The 25527-nt window shown below is 52.3% G+C and carries 26 protein-coding genes and 1 riboswitch; of the genes, 9 read left to right on the top strand and 17 right to left on the bottom strand.

The window, feature by feature from the left end; genetic code table 11:
* Positions 1 to 4 precede the first annotated feature (4 nt).
* The 7 genes from LPB67_RS03485 to LPB67_RS03455 form a co-directional block, all read right to left on the bottom strand.
* Entirely contained in the window at positions 5 to 805 is an 801-nt protein-coding gene (locus LPB67_RS03485) for a substrate-binding periplasmic protein (protein WP_262835672.1), read from the bottom strand.
* A 315-nt stretch (positions 806 to 1120) separates the two neighbouring features.
* On the bottom strand, positions 1121 to 1726 hold the full coding sequence (locus LPB67_RS03480; RefSeq protein WP_262835671.1) for a glycine zipper 2TM domain-containing protein: 606 nt from the start codon (positions 1724 to 1726) through the stop codon (positions 1121 to 1123).
* A gap of 210 nt (positions 1727 to 1936) precedes the next feature.
* Positions 1937 to 3130 (bottom strand): PLP-dependent aminotransferase family protein, encoded by a 1194-nt coding sequence (locus tag LPB67_RS03475; RefSeq protein ID WP_262835670.1) that lies wholly within the window; start codon positions 3128 to 3130, stop codon positions 1937 to 1939.
* A gap of 102 nt (positions 3131 to 3232) precedes the next feature.
* Positions 3233 to 3691, bottom strand: a complete 459-nt coding sequence (locus LPB67_RS03470) for a RidA family protein (protein ID WP_262835669.1) — start codon at positions 3689 to 3691, stop codon at positions 3233 to 3235.
* A gap of 182 nt (positions 3692 to 3873) precedes the next feature.
* Positions 3874 to 4755, bottom strand: a complete 882-nt coding sequence (locus LPB67_RS03465) for a DMT family transporter (RefSeq protein ID WP_262835668.1) — start codon at positions 4753 to 4755, stop codon at positions 3874 to 3876.
* A gap of 17 nt (positions 4756 to 4772) precedes the next feature.
* Positions 4773 to 5369, bottom strand: coding sequence for a LysE family translocator (locus LPB67_RS03460; protein WP_262835667.1), 597 nt, complete (start codon positions 5367 to 5369; stop codon positions 4773 to 4775).
* A gap of 269 nt (positions 5370 to 5638) precedes the next feature.
* Positions 5639 to 6610, bottom strand: coding sequence for a threonine dehydratase (locus LPB67_RS03455; RefSeq protein ID WP_262835666.1), 972 nt, complete (start codon positions 6608 to 6610; stop codon positions 5639 to 5641).
* A gap of 171 nt (positions 6611 to 6781) precedes the next feature.
* Between LPB67_RS03455 and LPB67_RS03450 the strand changes: the two genes are divergently transcribed.
* Positions 6782 to 8200, top strand: a complete 1419-nt coding sequence (locus LPB67_RS03450) for a PLP-dependent aminotransferase family protein (protein WP_262835665.1) — start codon at positions 6782 to 6784, stop codon at positions 8198 to 8200.
* A gap of 18 nt (positions 8201 to 8218) precedes the next feature.
* Here LPB67_RS03450 and LPB67_RS03445 read toward each other — a convergent pair whose 3' ends face one another.
* Together LPB67_RS03445 and LPB67_RS03440 are read right to left on the bottom strand one after the other, a co-directional pair.
* The gene (locus LPB67_RS03445; protein WP_262835664.1) at positions 8219 to 9313 is read right to left on the bottom strand and encodes a GGDEF domain-containing protein; all 1095 of its coding nucleotides are present in this window, start codon (positions 9311 to 9313) and stop codon (positions 8219 to 8221) included.
* 284 nt (positions 9314 to 9597) lie between these two features.
* Complete coding sequence (locus LPB67_RS03440) at positions 9598 to 9771, bottom strand: hypothetical protein (protein WP_262835663.1); 174 nt, start codon at positions 9769 to 9771, stop codon at positions 9598 to 9600.
* Positions 9772 to 9841: 70 nt separating this feature from the next.
* Between LPB67_RS03440 and cysS the strand changes: the two genes are divergently transcribed.
* A complete protein-coding gene (cysS, locus tag LPB67_RS03435; protein ID WP_262835662.1) occupies positions 9842 to 11215 on the top strand; it encodes a cysteine--tRNA ligase in 1374 nt (457 codons plus the stop codon).
* A gap of 273 nt (positions 11216 to 11488) precedes the next feature.
* Positions 11489 to 11590, top strand: a riboswitch (cyclic di-GMP riboswitch).
* 63 nt (positions 11591 to 11653) lie between these two features.
* Entirely contained in the window at positions 11654 to 13030 is a 1377-nt protein-coding gene (gene fliD, locus LPB67_RS03430; RefSeq protein ID WP_262835661.1) for a flagellar filament capping protein FliD, read from the top strand.
* A 121-nt stretch (positions 13031 to 13151) separates the two neighbouring features.
* Here fliD and LPB67_RS03425 read toward each other — a convergent pair whose 3' ends face one another.
* Positions 13152 to 14549, bottom strand: coding sequence for a DUF4382 domain-containing protein (locus tag LPB67_RS03425; RefSeq protein ID WP_262835660.1), 1398 nt, complete (start codon positions 14547 to 14549; stop codon positions 13152 to 13154).
* A gap of 518 nt (positions 14550 to 15067) precedes the next feature.
* On the opposite strand from LPB67_RS03425, the gene htpG reads away from it, so the two are divergent.
* Both htpG and LPB67_RS03415 read left to right on the top strand, forming a co-directional pair.
* Positions 15068 to 16987 (top strand): molecular chaperone HtpG, encoded by a 1920-nt coding sequence (gene htpG / locus LPB67_RS03420; RefSeq protein WP_262835659.1) that lies wholly within the window; start codon positions 15068 to 15070, stop codon positions 16985 to 16987.
* Between the two features lie 172 nt (positions 16988 to 17159).
* Positions 17160 to 18296: a patatin-like phospholipase family protein gene (locus tag LPB67_RS03415; RefSeq protein ID WP_262835658.1), complete on the top strand. Its 1137-nt coding sequence runs from the start codon at positions 17160 to 17162 to the stop codon at positions 18294 to 18296.
* A 29-nt stretch (positions 18297 to 18325) separates the two neighbouring features.
* On the opposite strand, the gene LPB67_RS03410 is transcribed toward LPB67_RS03415, so the two are convergent.
* Genes LPB67_RS03410 through LPB67_RS03400 form a run of 3 tightly spaced genes read right to left on the bottom strand, consistent with a single transcriptional unit; the run spans position 18326 to position 19975 of the window.
* Positions 18326 to 18784 (bottom strand): GNAT family N-acetyltransferase, encoded by a 459-nt coding sequence (locus LPB67_RS03410; RefSeq protein ID WP_262835657.1) that lies wholly within the window; start codon positions 18782 to 18784, stop codon positions 18326 to 18328.
* A gap of 12 nt (positions 18785 to 18796) precedes the next feature.
* The gene (locus LPB67_RS03405; protein ID WP_262835656.1) at positions 18797 to 19324 is read right to left on the bottom strand and encodes a GNAT family N-acetyltransferase; all 528 of its coding nucleotides are present in this window, start codon (positions 19322 to 19324) and stop codon (positions 18797 to 18799) included.
* A gap of 57 nt (positions 19325 to 19381) precedes the next feature.
* Entirely contained in the window at positions 19382 to 19975 is a 594-nt protein-coding gene (locus LPB67_RS03400) for a helix-turn-helix domain-containing protein (protein WP_262835655.1), read from the bottom strand.
* Between LPB67_RS03400 and LPB67_RS03395 the strand changes: the two genes are divergently transcribed.
* The 4 genes from LPB67_RS03395 (at position 19958) to LPB67_RS03380 (ending at position 22586) form a co-directional block, all read left to right on the top strand.
* On the top strand, positions 19958 to 20371 hold the full coding sequence (locus LPB67_RS03395) for a hypothetical protein (protein WP_262835654.1): 414 nt from the start codon (positions 19958 to 19960) through the stop codon (positions 20369 to 20371). The genes LPB67_RS03400 and LPB67_RS03395 overlap by 18 nt on opposite strands.
* A 73-nt stretch (positions 20372 to 20444) precedes the next feature.
* Positions 20445 to 20840, top strand: a complete 396-nt coding sequence (locus LPB67_RS03390; protein WP_262835653.1) for a VOC family protein — start codon at positions 20445 to 20447, stop codon at positions 20838 to 20840.
* A gap of 191 nt (positions 20841 to 21031) precedes the next feature.
* Positions 21032 to 21508: a peptidylprolyl isomerase gene (locus LPB67_RS03385; protein WP_262836151.1), complete on the top strand. Its 477-nt coding sequence runs from the start codon at positions 21032 to 21034 to the stop codon at positions 21506 to 21508.
* Between the two features lie 328 nt (positions 21509 to 21836).
* On the top strand, positions 21837 to 22586 hold the full coding sequence (locus LPB67_RS03380; RefSeq protein WP_262835652.1) for a DUF4386 domain-containing protein: 750 nt from the start codon (positions 21837 to 21839) through the stop codon (positions 22584 to 22586).
* Between the two features lie 53 nt (positions 22587 to 22639).
* On the opposite strand, the gene LPB67_RS03375 is transcribed toward LPB67_RS03380, so the two are convergent.
* The 4 genes from LPB67_RS03375 to LPB67_RS03360 form a co-directional block, all read right to left on the bottom strand.
* On the bottom strand, positions 22640 to 23404 hold the full coding sequence (locus tag LPB67_RS03375) for a transporter (RefSeq protein ID WP_262835651.1): 765 nt from the start codon (positions 23402 to 23404) through the stop codon (positions 22640 to 22642).
* Positions 23405 to 23545: 141 nt separating this feature from the next.
* Entirely contained in the window at positions 23546 to 24151 is a 606-nt protein-coding gene (locus LPB67_RS03370; protein WP_262835650.1) for a DUF4337 domain-containing protein, read from the bottom strand.
* Between the two features lie 102 nt (positions 24152 to 24253).
* Positions 24254 to 24712: a glycine zipper 2TM domain-containing protein gene (locus tag LPB67_RS03365; protein WP_262835649.1), complete on the bottom strand. Its 459-nt coding sequence runs from the start codon at positions 24710 to 24712 to the stop codon at positions 24254 to 24256.
* Between the two features lie 108 nt (positions 24713 to 24820).
* Positions 24821 to 25294 (bottom strand): DUF962 domain-containing protein, encoded by a 474-nt coding sequence (locus tag LPB67_RS03360; RefSeq protein ID WP_262835648.1) that lies wholly within the window; start codon positions 25292 to 25294, stop codon positions 24821 to 24823.
* Positions 25295 to 25527 lie beyond the last annotated feature (233 nt).

Genomic DNA, 25527 nt, shown 5'->3' with positions numbered 1-25527 from the left:
CACGCTATTTCGTTTGTTTACGCCAGACCTGGATATTACTTTCGATGAGCTTGTTCATGATATTTTGTTTATTCAGCTTGATGATGGCTTTCGCAATACGTCCGCGCATATCACCGGTATTACATGCCGATTTATGCGAAAACGTCAGGTATAAACTTTCATTGCTGATGGCTGGATTGACGGTTTTCAATCCAGTGATATTCAATTTGGCGGCATAGGCCAGACCCGGATCTTCCTCGTAAATCAGGTAGTCGGCACGCGATAAGCTCAGCATCTTCAAGGCTTGCTCCAGACCGGGAACCGTCGTGATTTTTAAGGACTCTTTGGCATAGCGATCGAATTCATCGCCAAAACTGTTATTAATCACGGTGACGCCGAGGCGGCGCTTCAAGTCACTCCATTTTTTATAAGGAAAAACAGCATTGTCTCTGGTCCAGATGACCGAACGCGTTTCACGAAATGCCGGATAAAAATAGTCCATGTAATCAAGACGAGGCTGTGTAAAAAATGCGCCTGCAATCAAATCGACACGGCCAAGTTTAGCCTCCTCCTGCACCCGTCCCCAAGGACCTGCATATTTCACCTCTATGCTGATGCCGATTTCTTTTGCGAGTAATTGCATCAGATCGGCATTGGCACCGATCAATTTATTCTCATCGTCGGGATCGCGCCACAGATAAGGCGGGTACTCAGGATTGCCGGTTGCAATCAGGGTTTTACATGCGTTTGTCTGAGGCTGGGCTTGACTCTGAATTTGAGCATAGGCGGAGCTGACTAACGATACACATACAACAAATGAAACCATGCCGCATATTTGCAAGGCAGATGCAAATCGTCTTTTCTTGATGGGATGCATTGTGCATTACCTCACAAATAGATGAAAAGCCTTGATCATGACCAAGGCACGAAACCGGCACGCGTGATCTTAGCAATAAAGATGTAGACAGGGAGAAACAACAACCGTCATGTTACAAAATAGCGACAAGACCGCACCATGCGCAATAGTACGTATATGGATAATACCTACCATGACGCAAGGCAGCGGGTACGATTCCTGATACGGTCGTGCTATTCGCTGGATATGACATTAGTCCGCCCATCCGCAATACTGCTTAAGCTGTTAGTGGCGAATAATGCTGCTGCCGGAATTTTTTACCCGATCGCCATTATTCAGCCCTGGATCATGATCGAAGCTAAAAGTATTTTTTTCACCGTTATCGTATTGCACAGTCACTTCCCATACCTTGCTCGACTTCGCCTTTTGCTCAATCTTACGACCTGCATAAGCACCGCCAGCGGCACCGGCGATCGTTGCCAGATCGCGACCACTGCCATTGCCAACCTGATTGCCGAGGATGGCACCGGCAACGCCGCCGGCGATCACGCCTAGTGCACTGCCTTCACCCTCTTTATCGTTGACGTTGACCGCAATCACTTTGCCGCAGCCGACGCAAGAATCAAGCTGTTTGGTTGAGACGGTGACTGCCTTGCTCGAAGTCGCTTTGGCGGCAGCGAGTGCGTTGTTATATTCCGTTTTGGCATCACGCAGACATTGCATTCTGGCGGCAGAAGTCGCTTCTTCTGCACAGAGTTTTTTGTCATCGGCATAGCGAGTGGAAGCATTTTTTGTGTCTATGGTGTACTGCTGTTTTGAGCTCAGCGTCTGAGCCTGAGCCCCGCTGGTGATTGCCATGGTGATTGCGACAAATAAGACAGATCGTTTCATCGGTGCACTCCAAAGTAAAAGATTAAAAGACAATTACTGGCTATATTACGGCAATGAAGCTAAACGGATTACCCATATGACAATAGTTGACAGTTTAGTCTATCGTCTGCGAATTACCAGACGAAAAAAAACGAATGCCCCGAGGGACATCCGTTTTTTTGAGAGTACCTGACTATGATTTCAGGATTTGGATTTAGCTTGGCGCCTCGTTTAAATCCTGGCCTGAATCAATTTACCGAGTTTTTCAATGCCTTCATTGATGCGTTCAGGCGACACCGTCACAAAGCTCAAGCGCAGAGTGTTGGTGGCAGGATTGTTCGCGTAGAACGGACCGCCGGGCACGAAGGCAACGTTTTGCGCAATGGCTTCGTCAAGTAATTGCTTGCTGTTGATATGCTCAGGCAAAGTCACCCAGATGAACATGCCGCCCTCCGGACGCGTCCATGTCACGCCTTCAGGGAAATGCCTGCTCATCGCAGTCAGCATCACATCGCATTGACTGGAGTAGAAACTACGTATCGTCGGGATATGCTCGCCGAGGAAACCATCTTTAATCACTTCGTAGACCACCATCTGGGTCAGCGTCGCGGTATGTAAATCGGCAGCTTGTTTGGCTTGCTCTAATTTACGGATCAGGGGGGCTGGGCCCACCACGTAACCGAGGCGGATGCCGGGTGTCAGGATTTTGGAGAACGAGCCCATGTAGATCACGCCGTTCGGATTCATGTTCAACATCTTGGGCAATGGCTCGCCGCTATAGCACAGGTCGCCATACGGATTGTCTTCAATCAGCGGAATCCCCATACGGGCGCAGGTCTCGACCAATTCCATGCGACGGTCGATCGATAAAGTGCGGCCAGTCGGATTCTGGAAATTCGGCAAGGCATACATCAAACGTACGCCATGACCTTTAGACGCCACAGACGCAGGAATCACACCATGCTCATCGGTATCGACGGATTCAAAATGCGGTCGATACACTGAGAACGCCTGCAAAGCGCCGAGGTAGCTTGGCGTCTCGACCAGAATTTTGCTGCCCTCATCGATCAACACTTTACCCAGCAAATCCAGACCCTGCTGCGAACCGGACACCATCAAAATCTGCTCCGGCAAAATCCTGGAATCCGCCGTCGATAAAGAATCGGCGATGAATTCACGCAAAGGCGCATAGCCGTCAGTCGGACCGTACTGCAATGCCGATTTTCCTTGCTGCGATAAAACCTTGTCGAACGCTGCACGCATGCGATCTACCGGAAAAGTCTCCGGCGATGGCAGGCCGCCTGCAAAAGAAATCACTTCAGGACGCATGGTCACTTTAAGAATTTCCCGGATCACGGAGCTTTGCAATTGCTCTGCGCGTTCAGAAAATTTCCAGTCTATCGGGCTAGGGTTTTCAAGTTTCATGCGGGTCTCACTGAAGTGTTTTAAACGATTTTATAATTTTATGGCGGAATGTTTAGCCGTACTTTTTTAGATACTTTTTAGATGATTTTTTTGCTGAAGGCCTTAAGCAATCTCAGCGATCAATTCAATCTCAACGCAAGCACCCATAGGGATTTGCGCCACGCCAAAAGCCGAGCGCGCATGTTTGCCTTGCTCGCCAAAAATTTCGCCGAACAATTCGGATGCGCCATTGGTGACGAGATGCTGCTCGGTAAAGTCGCCAGTCGAATTCACCAGGCTCATGAGCTTGACAATGCGTTTCACGCGATTCAGGTCGCCACCGCAGGCCGCTTGCAAAGTCGCGATCAAATCAATCGCCACCGCGCGCGCCGCCGCCTTGCCTTCTTCAGTGCTGATGTTTTTACCTAATTGACCGACCCACACCTTGCCGTCTTTTTTCGCGATATGACCGGACAAAAACACGGTGTTGCCAGTTTGGGCATACATCACATAAGCGGCGGCTGGTACTGCGACTGACGGCAATTCAATATTCAACGCTTGAAGTTTTTCGTAAAAAGACATGATTTATTCCAAAAAGTAAGGTGGCGCACCTGGTAATCAAAGGCGACTGGATAAAGTTATCAGCATTACAAACACGATGCCTGGACAATCTCCTATTGTAAGCCCCTCACCACCCGATTAACACCCCCAATAAGTGCGAAAGCGCTTGATTTAATTTGGAGAGTGATGGGTTTTAAACAAGTTCACCGTTGAATCTTCATGCGACGGCCTATGCCCACTACCACGATGACGGCGAGAGCAAATGCGACATTGCTCATGGTTAAATTTTCGCCGACTAGCACCGCGGCACCGAGCAAGCTCAAAAATGGCTGGATTAATTGCACCTGCCCCACCCGGGCGATACCACCGATTGCCAGCCCCTTGTACCAAAAGAAAAAGCCGATAAACATCGAAAACAGCGACACATACGCAAACCCAAGCCAGGCCTGCGCCGACGCCTGTATACCGTAACGCCAGCCCAGCCATACTGTCACCGGCAACAGAACCGGCATCGACAATACCAGCGCCCAGCAAATGACCTGCTGCCCGCCCATAGTCTGCGACAAACGGCCGCCTTCGGCATAGCCCATGGCTGCCGCAATCACCGCAGCAAACAAGGCGAAGTCCGCCGCATGAAAACTCCCGCCGCCCTGCTGCAAGGCAAACGCCACCACCAGGCCGCTACCGGCCAGCGCCATGATCCAGAATCCCGGCGAGGGACGTTCATTAAAACGCATCGCCGCAAATAAAGCCGTCGCCAAAGGCAAAATACCCAGTACCACGGCACCATGCGAAGCCGGCACATAACGCATCGCAATCGACGAAAATACCGGAAAGCCGACCACCACACCCAGCGCGGTAATCAGCAAACCGCGCAACTGCTGGCGATCCGGCCAGTGCGCACGCATCTGCCATAACAACATCGCCGATAAAGTCGCTGCCACCACCGCCCTACCCAATGCCACGAACACCGGGTTCAGCTCTGCCACCGCCATCCGCGTGAATGGCAAAGTCAGACTAAAAATCGCAACACCGACCGCGCCCAGCCACATGCCGCGCGTCTCTAGTATTTTTTGCGTCGTCATTATTTTTGCCTCACTTTTTAAAGAGTGAGCATCCATACGGCGGTCAGCGCTAACGCCAGACCCATGCACAGATTAAAATTGCGCAAGCGATTACCGACCAACAGCCAGCTACGCAGACTCTGTCCCATCCACGCCCACGCCATGACGCTCAAGGCGCTGGGGACGATAAACCCCAGGCTCATCCACGACATGCGCGCCACAAAATCGGCATGACCAATCGCATAGGTCGAGGTCGCCGCGACCAGCATCATCCAGGCTTTAGGATTCACGATCTGGAACAAGGCCGCCTGTATCAGGCTCAGCGGCTTGATTGCATCCGACGACGATAATTGACGCGAGAAGCACAGCTTCCACGCCAGATACAACAGATAGGCATTGCCCGCCAGTTTCATGCCCCAGACCAAGGCCGGACTTGCTTGCAGGATCGCCATACCGCCCAGCCCGACGGCCCACATCAGCAATACAAAACCGATCGGGACACCCGCCACTTGCGGCAACGCCGCACGCAGGCCATGATTAACACCGGTCGTCGCGGCAATCGCGACATTCGGCCCCGGAGTGAATGAAGCGATCCAGGCAAACGTGGTAAAGGCAAGAATTTCAGCGAACTGCATAAGAGCTTTCCAATTGAATTAAAAATTAAATGCACATACCAGGGTTGTATGCCTTCTATTAAGGATAACAACCTCAATTCGTCGTCCTTGCGAAGGCAGGGATCCAGTGTCTTTCGCAACACGTCGCTGGATTCCAGCCTGCGCTGGAATGACAAACTTCTTGAGTCTGAGAGCCCGCTATAAAATTCCATACTAGGTGGTGTATTTTTTAAACCGGCAATATCAACATGCGGGATAATGCCTATTTATTGGCATACTCCCTATAAAATCTATACGGAGTCACGCAATACTTCGGCAAATACCTCATGATCCACATTGCCCCCACACAGCGGCACGCCGACTTTTAAACCGCGCAGCTTGTCTTTATCCCGCATCACCGCAGCCAGCGCTGCGGCACCTGCGCCCTCCGCCACATTGTGGGTCGTGATAAACAATAATTTCATTGCTGCCGCGACCTCGGCATCGGACACCGCCACGACCGCATCGACATACTCAAAAATAATCGCCAGCGACGCCTCATCCGGCACCCGGCAAGCCATGCCATCAGCCAGCAGCGTCGTCACTGGCGAAGCAAGCGATCGCCTTTGCTCGAACGAGAGTTTGTACGCCAAAGCATGGCTGGAAACCACACCGACTATCCGAGTTGCCAAGCCCAGAGCATTGCGTGCGGCGATCGCTGCGCAGATGCCGGAGCCTTGCCCGATCGGCACATACACCACATCGAGCGCAGGCTGCGCCCGAAACAATTCCAGCCACGACGTCGCCACACCACGGACCAGATCACGATGCAAGGATGGCACCATGTGCAGGCCGCGCTCTTCCGCCAGTACCATTGCGTATTCCCGGCTCTCCTGGAATTCATCGCCATACTCGATCAACTCGGCACCGAGCGCACGCATGGCGGCGTTTTTTTCCTTGCTGTTCCGGCGCGGCACCACGATGGTGGCCGGGATACCGTAACGACGCACCGCATATGCAATCGACTGGCCATGATTGCCACGGGTCGCCGCTATCACACCACGCACCTCAGGCGCACGCTGCAGCAATTCACGCATATACACCAGGCCACCACGGACTTTAAATGCCCCGGTCGGCATGTGATTCTCATGTTTGAGCCACACCTCGGCAGCGGTCGCTTCACATAGCAAAGGCCATGCGTATTGCGGCGTTGGCGGCAGCGCGGCATAGACGATTTCGGCGGCTGTTTCCAGTTCAGATAAATTGGGTAAGCTAAAATTCATTGGGTCTCCTGCAACCTGGGTTCTTGCGATTGGTCGTTTTTATATCGTCTGCATGGCGCTATATTTATGCTATCCTAAGCGCAAAAACCAATACAGTACCAGTACAATAAAAAAGATAATTTCCACACTGTTACGGCAATTTTCCCAATACAGTTCTTTTGAGGACAAGCTATGAACGGCAGCAGCATCATTTCGCGCGACTCCGGCGGCTCACTGGTTGAGCAGATTGTGCGCAATATCGCGACCCGCATCGACGACAAGCTGTTGCGCAACGGCGCGCGCATGCCGTCGATCCGCCAATTCGCCGATGAACAAGGGGTATCGCGCTTTACCGTGGTGGAGGCGTATGACCGGCTTGTCGCCAAAGGTTATCTGGAGTCGCGTCGCGGCTCCGGTTTTTTTGTGCGTGAGCGCGCTTCGATGCTGACGCAGAATGACAATGTGCCGCAAACCATCGCCGGTTCGCAGCAACTCGATGTGGTCTGGCTGGTACGGAATATGTTTCGTCAATTGCCGCCGCAAAAAATGCCGGGTTCCGGCGTGTTGCCGCATGATTGGCTCGACGGCGAACTGGTCGCCAATGGATTGCGTTCGATCAGCCGGCTGAACCAGAACCTGCTGCTGCATTACGGCACACCGCAAGGATTTTTGCCGCTACGCCAGCAATTGCAATTAAAACTCGCCGAACTCGAAATCGCCGCTGCGCCCGAACAAATCGTCATGACCACCGGCGTCACGCAGGCACTCGATCTGGTGGCGCGCGAATTCACGCGGCCAGGCGACACGATTTTTGTCGATGATCCCGCCTGGTTTTTGATGTTCGGTTCATTCGCCATCCTCGGCGCGAAAGTCATCGGCATTCCGCGTTTGCATGACGGTCCCGATGTGGTCAAACTCGCCGAACTCGCGGCCCTGCACAAGCCCAAGCTCTACATCATCAATTCCGTCATGCATAACCCGACCTCGACCTCGCTATCGGCGGCCAAGGCATTCCAGGTATTGAAGACCGCCGAAGAACACAATTTCATGGTGGTCGAGGACGACATCTACTGCGACATGCATCCAGGCACAGCGGTCCAGGCCGCCACGCGGATTGCCGCATTGGATCAATTGAACCGGGTGATTTATTTAGGGGGATTTTCAAAAACACTGGCCGCTAATTTGCGCGTCGGCTTTATCGCGACCTCGCATGAATTAGCGATACGCCTGTCGGACCGCAAAATGCTGTCGACCCTGACCACGACCGAAATCGGCGAACGCGTGGTGTATAAAATTTTGTCCGAAGGCCATTACCGCAAACACGTCGATCGCATCCGCGTCAAACTCGATTCAGTACGCGACGATGTCACCAAGCGCATCGAACATCTCGGGATGAAGGTCGATTACCGCACCCCTGCCGGCATGTTTTTATGGACGGATACCGGTTGCGATACCAATGCACTGACCGAAAAAGCGATGGAACAAGGCTACCTGCTGGCACCGGGCAGTTTGTTCTCGCCGAACCAGCTCCCTTCGACCAGGATGCGAATCAATATTGCAGCGATGTCGGATCCCGGCGTGTGGGAATTCCTACAAAAAGAAGTGGCTTAAGTTGGCGCTCATACGCCATCAAACCTCGCTACCAGCCACGCTGTCATACGCATGATCATTCGCAACACGCGCTTTCGCCAGGGACGCATCGGCTCTTTGCAACATACTTGACGCGGTATCGCCCTCCTGCATGGTTGCCACGCCCATGCTGACGCTGACGCGCAACTCTTTGCCTGAATACGCCACCGGCATCGCCAATACCGTTGCGCGGGTGCGTGCCGCGATGCGATCGGCGTCCTCAGCACCCGCCTCCGGCAACAAGATGCAAAACTCTTCATTGCCGTATCGCGCCAGACAATCATAGCTGCGGGTCGCCCGCTTCATGCGGCGCGTGACTTCAACCAGGACGATATCTCCCGCATGATGACCATAGGTATCGCTGATCTGCTTGAGCTGATCCAGGTCCAGCACCAGCACCGACAGGGACTTACCCAAACGCATATGGCGCTGCAATTCGGAATCGGAGATACGCATGAATTCGCGGCGATTCACGACCCCGGTGACCGGGTCGATATTCGACTGCCGCTCCATCTCTTGTTCGGCGCTCAGAATTTTACGGCGGTAGCGATGCAGGTACGCCGAGATGGCATGGCCGGAATACGCACCGGCCAACAACATCGATGCCACGCTGATGGTATAGGCCGACAAGGCGAGCTGCTGATATGCCAGCAAACACAAAGAGGCGACCACAAACGCAATCATCGGCGCGCGCAATGCACGCAAAGGCACGGGGATCGCAATAAAGTAAATCATCGCCAGCCAGGCATCGATCAGATAATGCCCAAAATATTCGCGCGGCAAACTCGCATTCCCTGCAAACTGCGTCAGCAATACCGGCACAATCCACAGCAGCATTTGTCGTTGCAGCCCATCTGCACTGGGTGTCGACGCAAGCCGCTTTAAAGTGAAGGTCGATAAGAGCACGACCAGCATCCGTAAAACCAGTAAAGCAAAAAACGCCGTCGTCAGTCCATGAAATAAATAATCGACATACACCAGCGGCAAACTCGCCCACAGCACGATTCTGACCACCTTGCGACATTGTCCCCGGTCCTGTTTCAGGTAATAACCACGATAGCCATCGTCGCTGACATCGGGATAACGCATTTGCATATTGCTCTCCCTTTTATTATCCGGACTTACGCACCAAGAAAACCTGCGGCAGCACAAAAATACCAGGAAAATCCCTTTTACTCTGCACTCATTGCATCTCTGCGCTGATTTTTCTTTTTTACGTAAGCCTTCGTTATTTTAAGTGATGCGGTTCTTTGATTATATGGTGCCAAACGCAGAGTGCAAACTAAGCTGCAGCGCATCTGTTCAAACATTTCCAAAAACAAACAATCCGACAACATCGACAGCTTCTGTGATAGATTCTCAGTCTAATCACACAGGATTTACCTCACAGTGACCAAGCATACCTCACAGACAAGCACCACATCGGCCAGCAGCCTCTCGCTGTCGCCGGTGTTCGCATGTGCCATCTCGTCTGTGTTGCCGCACTCTTCCTGTTGCCGCTGTTGATCCAGCTTCTTTAACGCAGCCTCGTCATCGCGGATGGCAATCGACATGTGCTGAGTTATTCAACTCACCGGCTTTATTCAGCTTCGTTCGTTTTCATTTTTTTAATTCCTACTCGCTATGCAACTTTATCTCTACGACAATTGGGAGCGCCGGCTTCGCCTGTTTACGCCTTTACGCCAGGATTGGATCGGCCTGTATTGCTGCGGACCGACCGTGTATGACTATGCGCACATCGGCAATCTGCGCACCTATTTGTTTGAGGATATCTTGCGCCGTACGCTGGAATTCAACGGTCATCAGGTACGCCATGTGATCAATATCACCGACGTCGGCCATCTGGTTTCGGACGCCGATGAGGGCGAGGACAAGATGGAGAAAGGCAGCCGCAAAGCCGGAGAATCCGCCTGGGATATCGCGGAAAAATTCACCGCCGCCTTCAAAGCCGATCTGCGCAGCCTGAACATGCTGCCGCCCGCCATCTGGTGCAAGGCAACGGATCATATTGCCGAGCAAATCGATTTCATCGCAACGATAGAGCAAAAAGGTTTTACCTACATCACCAGCGATGGCGTGTATTTCGACACATCCAGACAGGATGATTACGGCTATCTGGCACGCCTCAATCGCGACGGCATCGAAGCGGGTAAACGGGTTGAACTCGGCGAGAAAAAACAGGCCACCGATTTCGCCCTCTGGAAATTCAGCCCCACCAACGAACAGCGCCAGATGGAATGGGACAGCCCATGGGGTCGCGGCTTTCCCGGCTGGCATATCGAATGTTCGGCGATGTCGACAAAATATCTAGAGCCCTGGTTCGACATTCATTGCGGCGGCGAAGACCATATTGCGATTCACCACAGCAACGAGATCGCACAGAACCAGGCATGCCACGGCACCCGCCTCGCCAATTACTGGCTGCACGGTTATTTCCTGCAAATCGATGCAGACAAAATGTCGAAATCAAGCGGCGATTTTCTGCGCCTGCAAAGCCTGCTCGACCGGCAGATCGACCCGCTTGCGTATCGCCTGCTGTGCCTGTCTGCGCATTACCGCAGTCAGATGAATTTTAGCTGGGAAGCATTGGAGGCCGCGCAAACCGCCTTGGGCAGATTACGAGATACCTACTTCGCTTACCCGACGGGAGGGGAAGCCGATAGCGATTATATGATGCGCTTCCACGCCGCCATCAATCAGGACCTGAACCTGCCCAAAGCCCTGGCCCTGATGTGGGAGGTTTTAAAATCAAGCTTGCATGATGCCGATAAAAAAGCCACGCTCAATCAATTCGACCGCGTTCTTGGATTGGATTTACTCAACTGGCATCCTGCAAAAATAATCATTCCAGAAGAAGTACGTAACTTAGTCGAGCAGCGCCGCCTCAGCCGCCTCAACAAACACTGGATTGAATCCGACGCATTGCGCGTCGAGATTCAGCAACTTGGCTATGAGGTGGAAGACACGCCGGACGGTGTACGGATTAGTAAAAGATGATCAGATTCTGTGAACCATGATAATCGGGCAACAGTTGATGCTCTTAGATCATCAGTTCCGGCCGCTGAAATTGGTGAAACAGGCAAAACCAATATGAAGACATCATCTATTTAAACCCGAACTTGAATTGAGCGATGAATTGATCAATATACTGACCGATCCATGGCTTGTAATTTTCTGTAAAAAGAATAGACTTGGGAAAGATAAATTTAATTAAAATCACGTCAGGTTGATTTGTGGTGTTAGTTAAAAAAATATCAATTAGCATTTTATGAACTGCACGGGCAAACCTGTCGAAAGTCAGGGACGCAAAACTTCCGGTCTAAGGGTAGCGTTACTAACGTCACATTTACCTACGATAGCGGGGTCGCCAGTTGAACCCCTTCTGCCTTAGCACACGGCAGCAAGAGTTCTCTGGTTTTAACAGGAGAACTGATCATGGCCGTTAGCCCCATCCAATACGCTACCAACGGATATATCGACGTCTATAAGACGGTCGGTAATTTGCTGGCGTCACGCAATACCACTGCCCCGCAACTCAATACCCTCACCGCGAGCTACCAAGTCGCTATTTCAAGTTTAGGGAAAATTCAGGCATCGCTACAGTCTTTGCAGACAGCGGCGCAAGGCATTGCAGGAGGCTCATTAAATATTTTTACTGCGGTCAGCTCGGCGCCAAGCGTGCTTTCGGCTACTGCATCAAGCACGGCAAAAAGCGGCACTTACGCACTTAATGTGACGCAACTGGCGCAATCCCAGACCTTGACCAGTAGCGCTCAAACCAGTCAAACGGCAGCCATTGGCACAGGCGCGGCAACGGTCATCAAATTCGATTTCGGCACGACGGCGGGTACCGTGTTTACTGCCAATGCAGCTGCCCCTTCGAAAAGCATCACCATTGACGCCAGCAACAATTCCTTGCAGGGCATTGCTGCAGCGGTCAACAAAGCCAATATCGGCGTGACGGCAAAAGTGGCCTTTGATGGCGTTAACTATAAGCTCGCGTTTACTTCCGCAAGCGGAGCGTCCAATAGCTTGCGCATCAGTGCTACCGGGGATGCCGCGGTACAGGGTCTGGTGGCATACGATCCGGCTGGCGTCAAAAACCTGACGCAAACTGCGGCAGCCCAGGATGCCAGCCTGACAGTCAACGGTGTGGCGGTAACCAGTGCAAGCAATACCATCACGACCGCGATTAGTGGCGTGACCTTGAACCTGACTGCGATCGGCACAAGCAATCTGACGATCGCACCGGACGCCACCCAGATTGCCAAAACAGTGGGATCGTTCGTCAGCGCCTATAACGCGTTGCAGGCCGATCTGACTGCCTCATTAAAAGACGGTAGTGCTGCGCCCAACCGGAGTGTTATTCAGACCATACAAAATCAGCTGAGGACGCTGGTGGGGTCCAGCCCATCGGGTCTGGCTGCAGGTTCATCCTATACAGCGCTGTCACAAATCGGTGTGACAACTCAAAAAGACGGCACCCTTGGCATCGACGACACCAAACTGCGCGCTGCCATCAATGCCAATCCCGCAAATGTCACAGCGCTGTTGACGAATAGCGGTGCCGGCATTGCCGACCAGGTTGGTGCTCTCACCAAATCCTTACTGGCACCCACCAGCGCCTTGTCGGTGCGCAGCGCAGATCTTGGCCGGGCTGTTTCCGCCGTCGACGCCAGTCGCGTCACATTAACTTATTCACTCACCAGTCAGGCCAACTCCCTGATTTCCCAGTACACGCGACTCAGCTTGAATTTAAATTCTTTAGCCAGCACCAGCAGCTTGCTTAGTGCGACTTTGCCGCCAAGGTAAGTAAGCGCGAAATTGTTTTATCGCTTGAGTAGCAGAGTCCACGTTGTAATAGACAGGCTCTGGCGAACGTAAAAAAACCTCCGGGATGATCTCCGGAGGTTTTTTTGTTTGTCATGCTGCGTTATTTCGTGGCGACTGGTGCGTCGCAGCCATGCTCAAGTTCCGCTTCCTTGGCAATGAATTGCGTGGCATCCAGCACACCGGCCACTTCGAGAACTTTACCAACCACCACACAAGACAAGGTGCCGCGCTCAAACTGGGCCTTTGACAAGTCCACCTTGAGCGAGGCCGGAGCGCCAGCCAGCGATTGTTGCGAGTTGATATCCAGCTTCAACTCGGCAACGGCGCCGCTCACCGCAGTGACGCTGCCGCGAATATCGGCAAACTGGCCATTACCGTGCTCACCGCGTTCGTTCCTGGACAATGCACCGGCGACATCGATGATGGTTGCCGCCACCGTGGTGCCAGTGAGTTTTCCGTGGAACACGATCTTGTTGCCGACCTTGATATCGGCCAGGGTACCATGCGCAAATTTCGCTTTCGCCGCGTCGATCACGATGTTGGCGGCACCCGGCAAGAAGTTGGCATCGGTCACGCTGACCGTGATTTGCGTGCCGCTCACAGCGACTACCTTGCCTACGCCTTTGGCATGATTCGCCGGATTGTCGCGCGAGTCGTCCGTATTGTTGTTGGCGCCAGATTCGACTTGAACCAGGCGCGCATTGATTGTTGGAGCAGCAGTACCCGCTTCCAACACGCCGTGGGCTTCAATCCTGAATCCGACCGCAATGTCTTTCAAGGCGATTGGCTTTTCCGATTCTTCACCGATAATATCAGTCGCGGTACCGACGTTGATGCGCACATTGTTGCCCAAATGCTTGTCGTTGATGACCAGGCCCTTGTCGTCAATCGACGTCACGACGCCATGTGCTTCCGCCTGGTTGCGGTCAAAGTCGTGATTGTCGCCGCCTTTTTTGTTGCTCTTGAGCACGACTGGCGTGACCCGGTTAGTGACCGCGTCATAAGTAAATTTCGACAGGTCGAAGTCGAGTACCAACTGGGTGGTCGCACCGGTATCCAGATCGAGATCGACCGGCACTACGGTAGCGCTGCCATCGCCTTTAAATACCGCGTTGATGGTGGTTTTACCATCGAGCGATGTCAGTTGCACCTTATCGTCCAATGTCACCAGTGCCTTGGTGTAATTCCCTTTGGGTACGGTCACGGATGACATGAGTTGCGCCACCGATGCCAGCGATGACAGATTGTAGACGGCCGGCTGAGGGACTTTGAAGATGTTGGTCTTCGTACCGGCGGCATCAATCAGTGTGATGTCGAGAATACCGACCCAGACTTTGGCATAGTCTTTTGCCAGATCATCAGTAATAAAAGTGGATAAGCGTGGTGCCGTTGATGTTGCCGTAACAGCAGGAGTGCTACCGCCACTACCGCCGCCGCAAGCAACCAGGATGCAGGCGCTGAGCGTCGCCACTGCAAAAGGGAGTTTCAGATTTTTCATGCATGTCCTCGAATATCGTACGATGGTAAAAAGAATCAGGAACAGTGTTCCGAACATTTCATCCGGTCTTTAAATATTTCCATGTGGAAATGTAGCATGCGTTAAATCAAAGGGACGTGAATGAAACAAAAAATTACACCTCATGCTTGTATGCTAACGCCGGGTTCAATTTTTCTTTTTTTGAAAAAAGACAAGCATACTGACGCGACTACCTGGCATGAAGTGCGTCTTCATTCGATTAGCTCAGAATTCTGTTCGCACTGGAAGAACATGACCATCCAGCCGAACATTGCAGATTTAAATGACGTTATTTGGATATTCCATTTTTCATCAAAAATAGGGAGTATTTACACAAAATCAAGGCAATATAAGCGCGGAAACCATTATTTTTAACCATACTATCTATCAGTATATAAATTCAATCAGACTCAGATCTTGAAATATCCCAACTCAGCCACATAACAGGCAGGCAAAAATCTTTCCGCTTTTCACAATTCATAAAATAGTTTGAGGGAAATATGTCCGACCAAAAACAAACCCTGGGCTTTCAGGCCGAAGTCAAGCAACTGCTGCAGTTGATGATCCATTCGCTGTATTCCAACAAAGAAATTTTCTTGCGCGAATTGATTTCGAACGCCTCCGACGCTGCCGACAAACTGCGCTTTGAGGCGATCAATAACGATGCCTTGTTTGAAAACGACTCCGACCTGAAAATCAAAGTCAGCTTCGACAAAGCCGCCCGCACGATTACCATTGCCGACAACGGTATCGGCATGACGCGTGACGACACGATTGCGCATCTGGGCACCATTGCCAAATCGGGCACCAAAGAATTCTTCGGCAAACTCTCCGGCGATCAACAAAAAGATGCCGCCATGATCGGTCAGTTCGGCGTCGGCTTTTACTCCGGTTTTATCGTCGCCGACAAGATCACGGTCGAATCGCGTCGCGCCGGCACCGCCGCCGACACCGGCGTACGCTGGGAATCCGAAGGCGCTGGCGACTTCAGCGTAGAAGATATCAGCAAAGCCGATCGCGGCACTTCCATCACCTTGCACCTGCGCGAAGGTGAAGATGAATTCCTGTCATCGTGGAAATTGAAATCCGTGATCCGCACCTATTCTGACCACATCTCTTTGCCTATCCTGATGCAAAAAGAAGAGTGGGATGAAGAGAAAAAAGAACAGGTACTCAAGGACGAACTGGAAACCGTGAACCAGGCCAGCGCCTTGTGGGCCCGTAGCAAGAGCGAGATCACGCCTGAGCAATACGAAGAATTCTACAAACATATTTCGCACGATTACAGCGCCCCGCTGACCCACACGCACAACCGCGTCGAAGGACGCAGCGAATATACGCAATTGCTATACATCCCGGCACGTGCGCCATTCGACATGTGGGACCGCAACAAGCGCGGCGGCATCAAGCTGTACGTCAAACGCGTCTTCATCATGGACGATGCCGAGCAATTGATGCCGGTGTATCTGCGCTTCGTCAAAGGCGTAATCGATTCCAATGATTTGCCGCTCAACGTCTCGCGTGAAATCTTGCAGGAAAGCCGCGACATCAAGGCCATTCGCGAAGGCTCGACGAAGCGTGTCCTGGGCATGCTGGAAGAATTAGCGAATGCTGAAGGCGATGAGGATTCACAAGCCAAGAAAGATAAATACGCCAGCTTCTGGACCGAGTTTGGCCAGGTACTGAAAGAAGGTATAGGCGAAGATGCGGCGAATAAAGAACGCATCGCCAAGCTGTTGCGCTTTGCCTCCACCCACAACGACAGCGATCTGCAAAACGTCTCGTTCGAAGACTACCTGAGCCGCGTTAAAGAAGGTCAGGACAAGATCTACTACGTGACAGCCGAAAGCTATGCCGCAGCCAAGAATAGCCCACACCTCGAAATTTTCCGCAAAAAAGGCGTCGAAGTCTTGTTGCTGACCGATCGCGTCGATGAATGGATGCTGTCTTTCCTGAATGACTTTGAAGGCAAAGAGCTGGTCTCGGTGGCAAAAGGCGATCTGAACCTCGGTACACTGGAAGACGAAGCCGAGAAAAAGCAGCACGAAGAAACCGAAACCCAGTTCAAGGATCTGGTCGAGAAGATGAAAACCGCGCTGGTCGACAAAGCCAAGGATGTACGCGTGACTTTCCGCCTGACCGATTCTCCTGCCTGCCTGGTGGCGGATCAGAACGAGCTGTCCGGCAACCTGATGCGCATGCTGAAAGCCGCCGGTCAGGCTGCGCCAGAATCCAAGCCGATTCTGGAAGTCAATCCCGATCATCCTTTGGTGCAGCGTTTGAAGTATGAAGAGAAAAAATTCGACGATTGGGCGAATATCCTGTTCGATCAAGCGATGCTGGCAGAAGGCGGCGCATTGGCCGACCCAAGCAGTTTTGTGAAACGTCTCAATGAAATGTTATTGAATGTTGCCGCTTAAATGATGGCGCAACAACGCTGACACCGATAGCCAACCCACCGATGCGGTGGGTTGATTGTTTCCGGTGTGTCGTTTTATGTTACTCAGGCTGGATGAATTTGCTTAAGCCTCCCCCGCAAGGCCCGCAACACAGGTAATATCACCGCATCGCAACAAATCCCCTCATACCATCATGTCAAAACAAGAAACCGTCCTCATCCTCCAAGGCGGTGGCGCCTTAGGCGCCTATCAGGCAGGTGTCTATGAGCAATTGCATGCGCACGATTTCCAACTCGACTGGCTGATCGGCACCTCGATCGGGGCAATCAACTGCGCGCTGATCGCTGGCAACCCGCCCGAGACGCGGGTACAGCGACTGCAGGCATTCTGGCAAAGCCTGTCGCCGCCGGTCCAGCCGGATCAGGCCTGGTCGATCTTTTCGCCCTGGTTGCAGCAATGGGGCAGCGCCGCTGATGCCTGGAATAGCTGGAAAAATTCTTCGGAAACCTTAGGCACCTTGACCAATGGCGTACCGGGCTTTTTTAAACCGCGCGTCGGTGCCGGCTGGGATCTGAACGCCAAGGTGCCATTAAATCAAAATAGCTTTTACGATACCGGGCCGCTCAAAGAAACGCTGAAAAAATACATCGACTTTGATTACCTGAACCAAGGCCATATACGACTCAGCGTGTGTGCGGTCGAGATCAATAGCGGCCAGATCAAAACCTTCGACAGCAGCAAGCAACGCATTGGCCCAGAACACATCATGGCCAGCGGCGCCTTGCCGCCGGGTTTTCCGCCGGTCGCGATTGAAGGCAAGATGTATTGGGATGGCGGCATTTATTCCAACACACCGCTCGAAGTATTTTTGGAAGACACCGTAGAACGGGATGCCTTGTGCTTTATGGTAGATCTGTGGGATCCGACTGAGGCGGCGCCGCAGACCATGAACGCGGCAATGGCACGCTACAAGAGCATTCAATATGCGAGTCGCTCGAAAGAGCAGTTAGAAACACGTCAGCGTATTCAAAATCTGCAAAAAGCCATTCGCCACCTGACTGACCATTTATCCGTTGCCGAGCGTAAAAAACCGGAAGTACAGGAGCTCATCAAGATGGGCTGCGAGCACACCATCAATGTCGTGCACCTGATTATGAAGGCCTTGCCCGAGGATCAGTATTTTAAGGATATCGATTTCAGCAGCGAGACAATACAAAAACGCTGGCAAGCAGGTTTGCACGATGCGACGCGCGCACTGAAACATAAGGCGTGGCTGCAGCCTTTGCCTGCACATGCGGGCCTGGTGATTCATGAATTGGTGCAGGAGTAAAACGTCTGCAGTGCTCCTGGAGCCAGCGACTACATTGCAATATCCTTTTGCATAAATACACTGAACGGGTCATCCCGATAATCACCGAATGTGCCGCATACGGCATACCCAGCTTGCGTATACAGGCGGAGTGCCTGGCTATGACGCGGACCGGTTTCGAGCTTCACCGACCGGCAGCCAGCCTGGCGCGCGGCGGCTTCCAGCAAAGTGAGAATCTGCCTCGCCAATCCCTGGCCACGCTGATCCGGATGCACGTACATGCGCTTGATCTCGCCATACTCCGGAGTCAAGACCACGGCGCCGCAAGCGACCGCACGCTGTGCGGCATCTCTGGCCACCGCACATACGAGTTGCGACCCAGGAAGTGACGTCAGGTCGAGCGAATACACGCTCTCGGCCGGATACAAGCTATGCTGATAGGCGTCCAGTTCAGCAACCAAGGCGAGCACATCGGCCTGATCCGGCGATTCAAAATTAATGCTAGCCATTACGCGTCTTGATCAGATGGATTTGGCATAAATCGTGGTTGCGCATAGACCGCCCTGCGGCCACAAAGCATAGTCGGGAATGCGTCCGCACATCTGCCAGCCGAGGCGCTCGTACAAAGGCTCGGCACCGCCGCCTGTCGCCGTATCCAGCACCAATACGCTCTTGCCCGCGGCACGTGCCGCCTGTTCGGCAGCCAGCATCAGGGCCGCCCCCAGCCCATGCGCGCGGGCGCGACGATGGACCAGCAATTTGGAAATGTCGGCACGATGCGGTTGATTTTCCGGCTGACTCAGCACGGCTTGTACCGTGCCGACGATCACACCTGACGCCTCTCTGGCAACCAGCAAGATACGCTCCTTGCGCAGCACGCTGGCAGCAATGTCCTGCCAGAACGCCTCCGCCTTGGCAAGGGATAAGGGTTGCATAAAACTCACCGATGCGCCGCCATCCACGCAATCGATCAAGACATCGCACAGCGCCGCGATATCCGCATGCTCATTGAGTGCATGCAATTGCTGGATGGAATTTGTTGAGAACATTCGAGACTCCTGATGGGATGAAAACTGCACTACCGGTCAAGACATGCCGGCAGTTTTTTAAAGCGATGCCGTGTTAATTGCAACCACATAACGCACCGGCTGCTTGCTGGTATTTTGAAAAGTAATCGCGCTGTTCTCATCCATCGCCAGGCAATCTCCGGTTTCCAGACGATGATGCGCATCATTGACCATAATCTCTAAAGATCCTTGCAATACCCAGATTTGCTGATGTATCCCGACCTCACGCAAACCCGCTGCATAGGACACCCTGGCACCTGCGGGAAATTCCACTTCAACCAACTGTATCGATGAGCGAAAATGCGGCGGCGAGATATTCCGGCGACGATAGCCCGATTGCGGATCGGTCCATTGCAACTGCGCCTCGCGTCGCACCAGCGGATTCGCATCCGGTTGCGGCGCTTCAAAAAACGAGGCCAGCGTTACGCCCAGGCCAAACGATAACTTATCCAAAATCACCGCTGTCGGACTGCTCTCCCCCCGTTCAATCAAAGAGATCATCGAACGACTGACATTCGATTTCGTCGCCAGCGCATCCAGCGACATGCCCCGCTCCGCACGCAAACTGCTGAGGCGATTCGCGATGCGTTGATTGATGTCGGGCTGTGGGAGTGATTGAGCTATTTCTCTCATAATGGATTTATTTTCCAATTTATTGGATATCGTGTCAAATACTTTATTTCAGGACCGACACAAAGTAGAAAATTGCTTACCATCATTCATATCGACCCCGCAGACTGGATGCGGCTTTCCGAGGCATTTCGTGCCAGCAGGCGCACCCAGCTTGCGGGTTCGTTTTCACACTCCATGCAGCGAATGCCTTTTGCCCTTTTCTCTGCGTCTCCATGTCTCCGCTGGCGAGAGGTTTTGGCTTTTGCAGAAATTCTCTATTTTTTTAAAATCGCCAAAAAAATAAAATGCCAATCTCTCCGGCAACAGCGAGAAAAATATGTTCCACAAGAACATGTACCAACGATTGCTAAGGGCAGCGGCTCTTTATTCTTACTCAAACGTCAACATAATGAGTAAAATGAACCGGCATCCATTAACAGTCCAGCGTTGGAGTAAGGATTGCCCCTCAATTCCCTTCCCAGGAGAACGCATGTATATCCCACCCGATTTCGGCACGGTGACCCCGTATTTTTTCGTAGAGAACGCAGAGTCATTCGTGCGTTTTTTAATCCACGGTTTAGGCGGCATAGAACGCCTGCGTTCTATGCGAAGCGATGACAAGATTGCGAATGCGCAAATACTCATAGGCACAACTACCGTGATGGTCAGCGAATCCTCAGCGGCGTATCCGCCGATGCCAGGTTCGTTTTATCTGTACGTAGCCGATGCCGATCTGAGCATGCAAAGCGCGCTGGCCCATGGCGCAACCCTGGAGATGAAAGTGCAAGACATGCCGTATGGCGACCGGCAAGGCGGCGTCAGGGATGCCCACGGCAATATCTGGTGGATCTCTCAGCGCCTGGTTCATGCAGCGTATTCTGAATAATGAACGCTTGACTAGTCTTGGGATGCGCGATGGACATCGATGCGCACCGACGGGCAAAGATCAAAAATGGGGGGGGTAATCGGCGCGTGTTGGATTGGATGATGCGCATGGCGCACCCGGCGGTTGAGGCACGCTAGACTTGCTTCGGTTAAGATGCTTGCATTTTCCATCCCTAACCTGAGAAAAACATGATGAAAATTGATAAAGACACTGCTGTCACCCTGCGTTTTACCGTCACCGAGAGTAATGGCAAGGTGATTGAAAACGGCAAAACCCCGATCGCTTATTTACACGGCGGCTATGACAACCTGCTCCCCAAAATAGAAGAAGCGCTGCAAGATCAGGAAGCAGGCTTTAAAGCCACCCTGGACTTGGCGCCAGAAGACGCGTTCGGCGTGCGTGATGAAAGCTTGCTGCGCACGATTTCCAAGAAGGATTTCCCTCCTGGAGTCAAAGTAGGCGCCTCAATGCAAGGATATAACGATGCGGGCGAAGAACAAATTTACACCGTCCTCAAAATCAAGGGCGATCAAGTCATGCTTGACGGCAATCATCCGCTGGCGGGAAAATCCTTGCGTGTAGGCTTGCAGGTGTTAGGCGTGCGTGCAGCCACGGCTGAAGAAATTGCCCATGGTCACGTCCATGGCGACCACGGCCATCAGCACTAACATCACAGGGGCAGCATAAGAAGATGCCGCCACCTTAGCCTGCGGGTGCGCCGTGCGCACCGGTGGGTAAAGATCAAAGCGGGTAGTGATTGGCGTGTATTGGTCTGAATTAGTCTGAATATGGTGCGCATGGCGCACCCGCGATACGCAACTTAGGTTTGTTTAATAGTCGAAGAATGATGGCAAATATCTGCGCCAAAAAATTTGTGTCTTACGCGTTGTAAATCCCCGAAGTACCCGCAAACGCTTCAGGAGGCCGCTAAATTTGTCCAGTAGTTTGCGGCTTACATTCAATTCACGGCAATACCAAACAACTCCAATACACCAGATGACTCTTTCCGCTATCGAACGCTCCCCGCAACGCTACGCCCGTCTCGGCGGCATTTTGTATCTGGCGATCATCCTTCTCGGCATGTTTGGGGAAATATTCGTCCGGGGTACGCTCGTCGTTTCTGGCGATGCGACGGCTAGCGTCAATAGTATTTTGCCTGCGCAATTTCTGTGGCGCGCTGGCATTGCTGGCGACCTCATGATGCATGTATTTGATGTGCCGGTGATCGTGATCCTCTACTTTTTGCTCAGGCCGGTGAGTCAGAGTCTTGCGCTGTTTGCTAGCTGTATCAACCTGGTTCAGACCGCTGTCCTGGCGACGAATAAACTCAATCTGCTGGTGCCGCTATTCCTGATGGAGGACAGCGCTTACCTGAACGCGTTTTCACCCGAACAGCTGCATGCCTTGTCTTACCTGTCGATTAAAGCGCATGGGTATGGCTTCGGCATCGGGCTGATTTTCTTCGGCGTGGCCTGTCTCGCCCGCGGCTATCTGATTTTCAGGTCCGGGTATTTGCCAAAATTTTTGGGAGTTCTGATGCTGGCTGCGGGGTTCAGTTATCTGATCAATAGCTTTGCCTTGATTTTGGCACCGGCATTCGCGACTGCGATTTTCCCCGGCATCTTGATGCCTGCCTTTATCGGCGAACTATTTTTTTGCCTGTGGCTGATTTTTAAGGGGGTGAATCTCAAGCAATGGGAGTCGTCGCTGGCAATGTCACGGCATGCTGACGCTGCAGCGAACTAGCGATACCCGCACTTCAGTATAGCGCCAGCTACCTTGGCAATATTGGCGCAAACTCACCACAATTTTGCCAGCGGCAAAACGATGCCGGTAAATAGCGATAAATCCGGTGATGCCGTATTGAGTCCTTTTGCGACACCAAAATCGATCGTCATTTTATGGCTGGGACTGTAAGCCAGGGCAAGCAATAACTGCGATGTACTATCGGTGCCGCTGCGGCGGGTGCCGCTCAGTTCGGCAGTTGCGCTCCATTTTTCAGAAATCGGCGTAGAGAACGAGGCAGACAAACCTGTTTGCGTGCTCGATGTGTCAGGATCGGCGATGCCTAAATGGACAAAATTCAAATTGGCGTCCATGTGGACTTTACCGATATCCTGGCTGTAGATGCCGTTGATGCTGTAGTCGGCTTTGCCGCTGCCGATAGTGTCTTTGGCGGTGGGTACCTTGATACCGAATTCCAAACCCAGTGCGCGGCTGTCATCGATCAGGAATGCGCGCTTCAGCACTAGCGTCGTGTCGCCCAGGCCGCGTGCACGATTGCCGCTGTCGTCTCTGGCTGAGACCGCTGCTTCGCCGCCAATCAAAATACCCCACTGCGGATTGAATGCGAGTTTGAGCTGGTATGGCAGGCTATCGCGCCGCGAATCGCCTTGCTTGCTACTCAGCAAACCCATTTCCAGTTCTACCTGCCCTGCCAGCGGTAACTGCGCGGGGCTCGATACCGATGGGCGATACGGCGTAATCCCGCTATCGTCGTCGGCGATGGCCATCAGACTTACGCCGGCAAGGGAAATCGCGCTCATCCATTGAAGAAAAGACATAGTTACCTTCTGTTTGAAAATCAAAATTGAATCCGCAATCTGCATGCGCCTTACAGCCGTAAATCGGGCCAGCAGCCGCATGAAACCTGCGTAATGTACCCGAGTATAGTTTTACGGAGTTCTTTTTGAAAGCGCAACACCTCAAGACAATAAGCGAATCAAACTATCAGGATGCGTCGTCCAACCCAGCAATCCGGCCAAGCCCATATAGAAGCCAAAAGCTGTCGGCACCAGCGCCACCCAGTACAGCCATTTTTGATGCGTCAAGGCGGTCACTGCAAGCAATGAGATCGCAATCGCGATTAAGGCATCCGACAAATCAAACTGATCGTCTTTGAAATTGGCGGCATCGTAATCTTTTTGATCTTGCTCGGCTTGCGCTTTCAATTCCTGTTTTTTGCGTAACTGTTCTGCCGCGACTTTTTCATAATCGGCGGTGACGGCTTGGTACGCCGCCTTGTCTTCAGCGGATTTGGACAACGCGGCTAAACGCAATTGCGCGATCGTCGATCTGGCGACTTCTTCACGGATATTCCGTGCCTGATAAAACGCCCAGTGATCGAGCTTGTTGGCCTGCGCCTGCTGCATCGATTGCACGATATTGTCATCTTTGACTTTACAGATCCCCATGAAGGTCGCCAGGATCGCGACCGTGATCGCAACCAGCATATTCAAGCGCATCGCGGCACGATCCGAGGGTTTGGCTTCTTCGAGTTGATCGACGGTTTCTAGCGGATCAATATCCATGGTGCGGTGTGCCTTGATAAAATCCGGTTGGATTAAATGAAAAAAGACCTCGCAATTGACGAGGTCTGCAGAGGTTTTTATTCAGTCGATGGCGATCGATGATTAATGCGTCACCCGGGTGGTTCTGCCATTCGACAACAGCCGTACACGATCGCCGGCACGGAACAATTCATCCGCATCCTGGGTAATCGCTTTCATCTCACCGTTATCGAGTCGTACGGTAATTTCATAACCTTTGCGGTTATTCATATTGGCTTCAATACTTTGGCCTATCATGCCGCCAGCGACTGCGCCCAAAATACCGGCCGCCAAAGAGCCATTGCCATTGCCGATACTGGAACCTGCCGCAATGCCGCCCAGAGCCGCGCCCGCTGCCGTGCCGACGCCGCTTTGACCTTTATCGATCAGCACTTCACGCACGGATTCGACCACGCCCATGCGAACCGATTGTTCGTTCTGAACCTGGCTGGTGCGATAGACATTGCTGGAAGTCGGTGTAACGGCGCAGGCGCTCAATACAGCCGCAGCAGTAACGACAGTGAGAACAAGATTTTTTTTCACGATACTCTCCTTACAGGTATTTGGACTTATCATTGGACACGTCATGTCGCTAAACGTTCCGGATACGGGCAGATTGTCGCGCAGATCATTACGCGGAACTGTAACAAATTAATACGAAATTTTCAGCCTGCGATATAAAAATCCGAGCACGAACAAAGGGCCGATCAGCAAAAACCGCAAATCATCGAAGAAAGACGGTTTTTTACCTTCTATCTTATGGCCGATAAACTGGAATATCCACGCCACCACAAATACGCCTATCGACAACGGCAACACCCAAGTTGCTGGCAAAACATAAAGTAGGCCCAGCATCAGCGCCGCCATCAGGCTCATGCCGATCGCCAGCGGAACCGATAGGGACACATAATAAATCAGCGCCAGCAAAGCAGCACCAATCGCAAGCACAGGATGCAGCGCCCAGATCAGCCCCAATACCGTCCACATGATTGCAGGCACGCAGACAAAGTGGATATATTCATTGGTAGGATTGCGATGGCTTTCGGCGTATTTTTCCAATAGCTGATCAACCGTGCGGCTAGCAGCACGCTGCTCTGCCCCGGTATGATTGGTGGATTTGCTCATGGCTGGTCTCCTCTGTCTTAATGAACTGTTGTAATAAACTATTGTTATCTGATGATTCTAATCCACAAATTGTTCTTAACAAAACGAACGCTTTTATAAAAATGAAACTCTCTGCCGACTTACCCGGTTTGCTTCCCGTCATAGATGAACCGAAACACTCACCGATCTTGCTTGGATACGCAATTTGACAGCTCTGAGATAAAATTTCATCTTGTTATCTCTGTGCCTGTTAC

The organism is Undibacterium sp. Jales W-56 (assembly GCF_025548535.1).
GTDB lineage: Bacteria > Pseudomonadota > Gammaproteobacteria > Burkholderiales > Burkholderiaceae_D > Undibacterium.
This window is presented reverse-complemented; position numbering and strand designations above follow the sequence as displayed.

Coding starts and splice junctions, on each gene's coding strand:
- LPB67_RS03390 (WP_262835653.1), top strand. CDS start 20,445: ATGTATATCCCACCCGATTTCGGCACGGTGACCCCGTATTTTTTCGTA.
- LPB67_RS03375 (WP_262835651.1), bottom strand. CDS start 23,404: ATGTCTTTTCTTCAATGGATGAGCGCGATTTCCCTTGCCGGCGTAAGT.
- LPB67_RS03450 (WP_262835665.1), top strand. CDS start 6,782: ATGAACGGCAGCAGCATCATTTCGCGCGACTCCGGCGGCTCACTGGTT.
- cysS (WP_262835662.1), top strand. CDS start 9,842: ATGCAACTTTATCTCTACGACAATTGGGAGCGCCGGCTTCGCCTGTTT.
- LPB67_RS03480 (WP_262835671.1), bottom strand. CDS start 1,726: ATGAAACGATCTGTCTTATTTGTCGCAATCACCATGGCAATCACCAGC.
- LPB67_RS03445 (WP_262835664.1), bottom strand. CDS start 9,313: ATGCAAATGCGTTATCCCGATGTCAGCGACGATGGCTATCGTGGTTAT.
- LPB67_RS03410 (WP_262835657.1), bottom strand. CDS start 18,784: ATGGCTAGCATTAATTTTGAATCGCCGGATCAGGCCGATGTGCTCGCC.
- LPB67_RS03440 (WP_262835663.1), bottom strand. CDS start 9,771: ATGTCGATTGCCATCCGCGATGACGAGGCTGCGTTAAAGAAGCTGGAT.
- LPB67_RS03475 (WP_262835670.1), bottom strand. CDS start 3,130: ATGAAACTTGAAAACCCTAGCCCGATAGACTGGAAATTTTCTGAACGC.
- LPB67_RS03460 (WP_262835667.1), bottom strand. CDS start 5,369: ATGCAGTTCGCTGAAATTCTTGCCTTTACCACGTTTGCCTGGATCGCT.
- htpG (WP_262835659.1), top strand. CDS start 15,068: ATGTCCGACCAAAAACAAACCCTGGGCTTTCAGGCCGAAGTCAAGCAA.
- LPB67_RS03360 (WP_262835648.1), bottom strand. CDS start 25,294: ATGAGCAAATCCACCAATCATACCGGGGCAGAGCAGCGTGCTGCTAGC.
- LPB67_RS03485 (WP_262835672.1), bottom strand. CDS start 805: ATGGTTTCATTTGTTGTATGTGTATCGTTAGTCAGCTCCGCCTATGCT.
- LPB67_RS03470 (WP_262835669.1), bottom strand. CDS start 3,691: ATGTCTTTTTACGAAAAACTTCAAGCGTTGAATATTGAATTGCCGTCA.
- LPB67_RS03465 (WP_262835668.1), bottom strand. CDS start 4,755: ATGACGACGCAAAAAATACTAGAGACGCGCGGCATGTGGCTGGGCGCG.
- LPB67_RS03385 (WP_262836151.1), top strand. CDS start 21,032: ATGAAAATTGATAAAGACACTGCTGTCACCCTGCGTTTTACCGTCACC.
- LPB67_RS03415 (WP_262835658.1), top strand. CDS start 17,160: ATGTCAAAACAAGAAACCGTCCTCATCCTCCAAGGCGGTGGCGCCTTA.
- LPB67_RS03380 (WP_262835652.1), top strand. CDS start 21,837: ATGACTCTTTCCGCTATCGAACGCTCCCCGCAACGCTACGCCCGTCTC.
- LPB67_RS03400 (WP_262835655.1), bottom strand. CDS start 19,975: ATGAGAGAAATAGCTCAATCACTCCCACAGCCCGACATCAATCAACGC.
- LPB67_RS03425 (WP_262835660.1), bottom strand. CDS start 14,549: ATGAAAAATCTGAAACTCCCTTTTGCAGTGGCGACGCTCAGCGCCTGC.
- LPB67_RS03455 (WP_262835666.1), bottom strand. CDS start 6,610: ATGAATTTTAGCTTACCCAATTTATCTGAACTGGAAACAGCCGCCGAA.
- LPB67_RS03405 (WP_262835656.1), bottom strand. CDS start 19,324: ATGTTCTCAACAAATTCCATCCAGCAATTGCATGCACTCAATGAGCAT.
- fliD (WP_262835661.1), top strand. CDS start 11,654: ATGGCCGTTAGCCCCATCCAATACGCTACCAACGGATATATCGACGTC.
- LPB67_RS03370 (WP_262835650.1), bottom strand. CDS start 24,151: ATGGATATTGATCCGCTAGAAACCGTCGATCAACTCGAAGAAGCCAAA.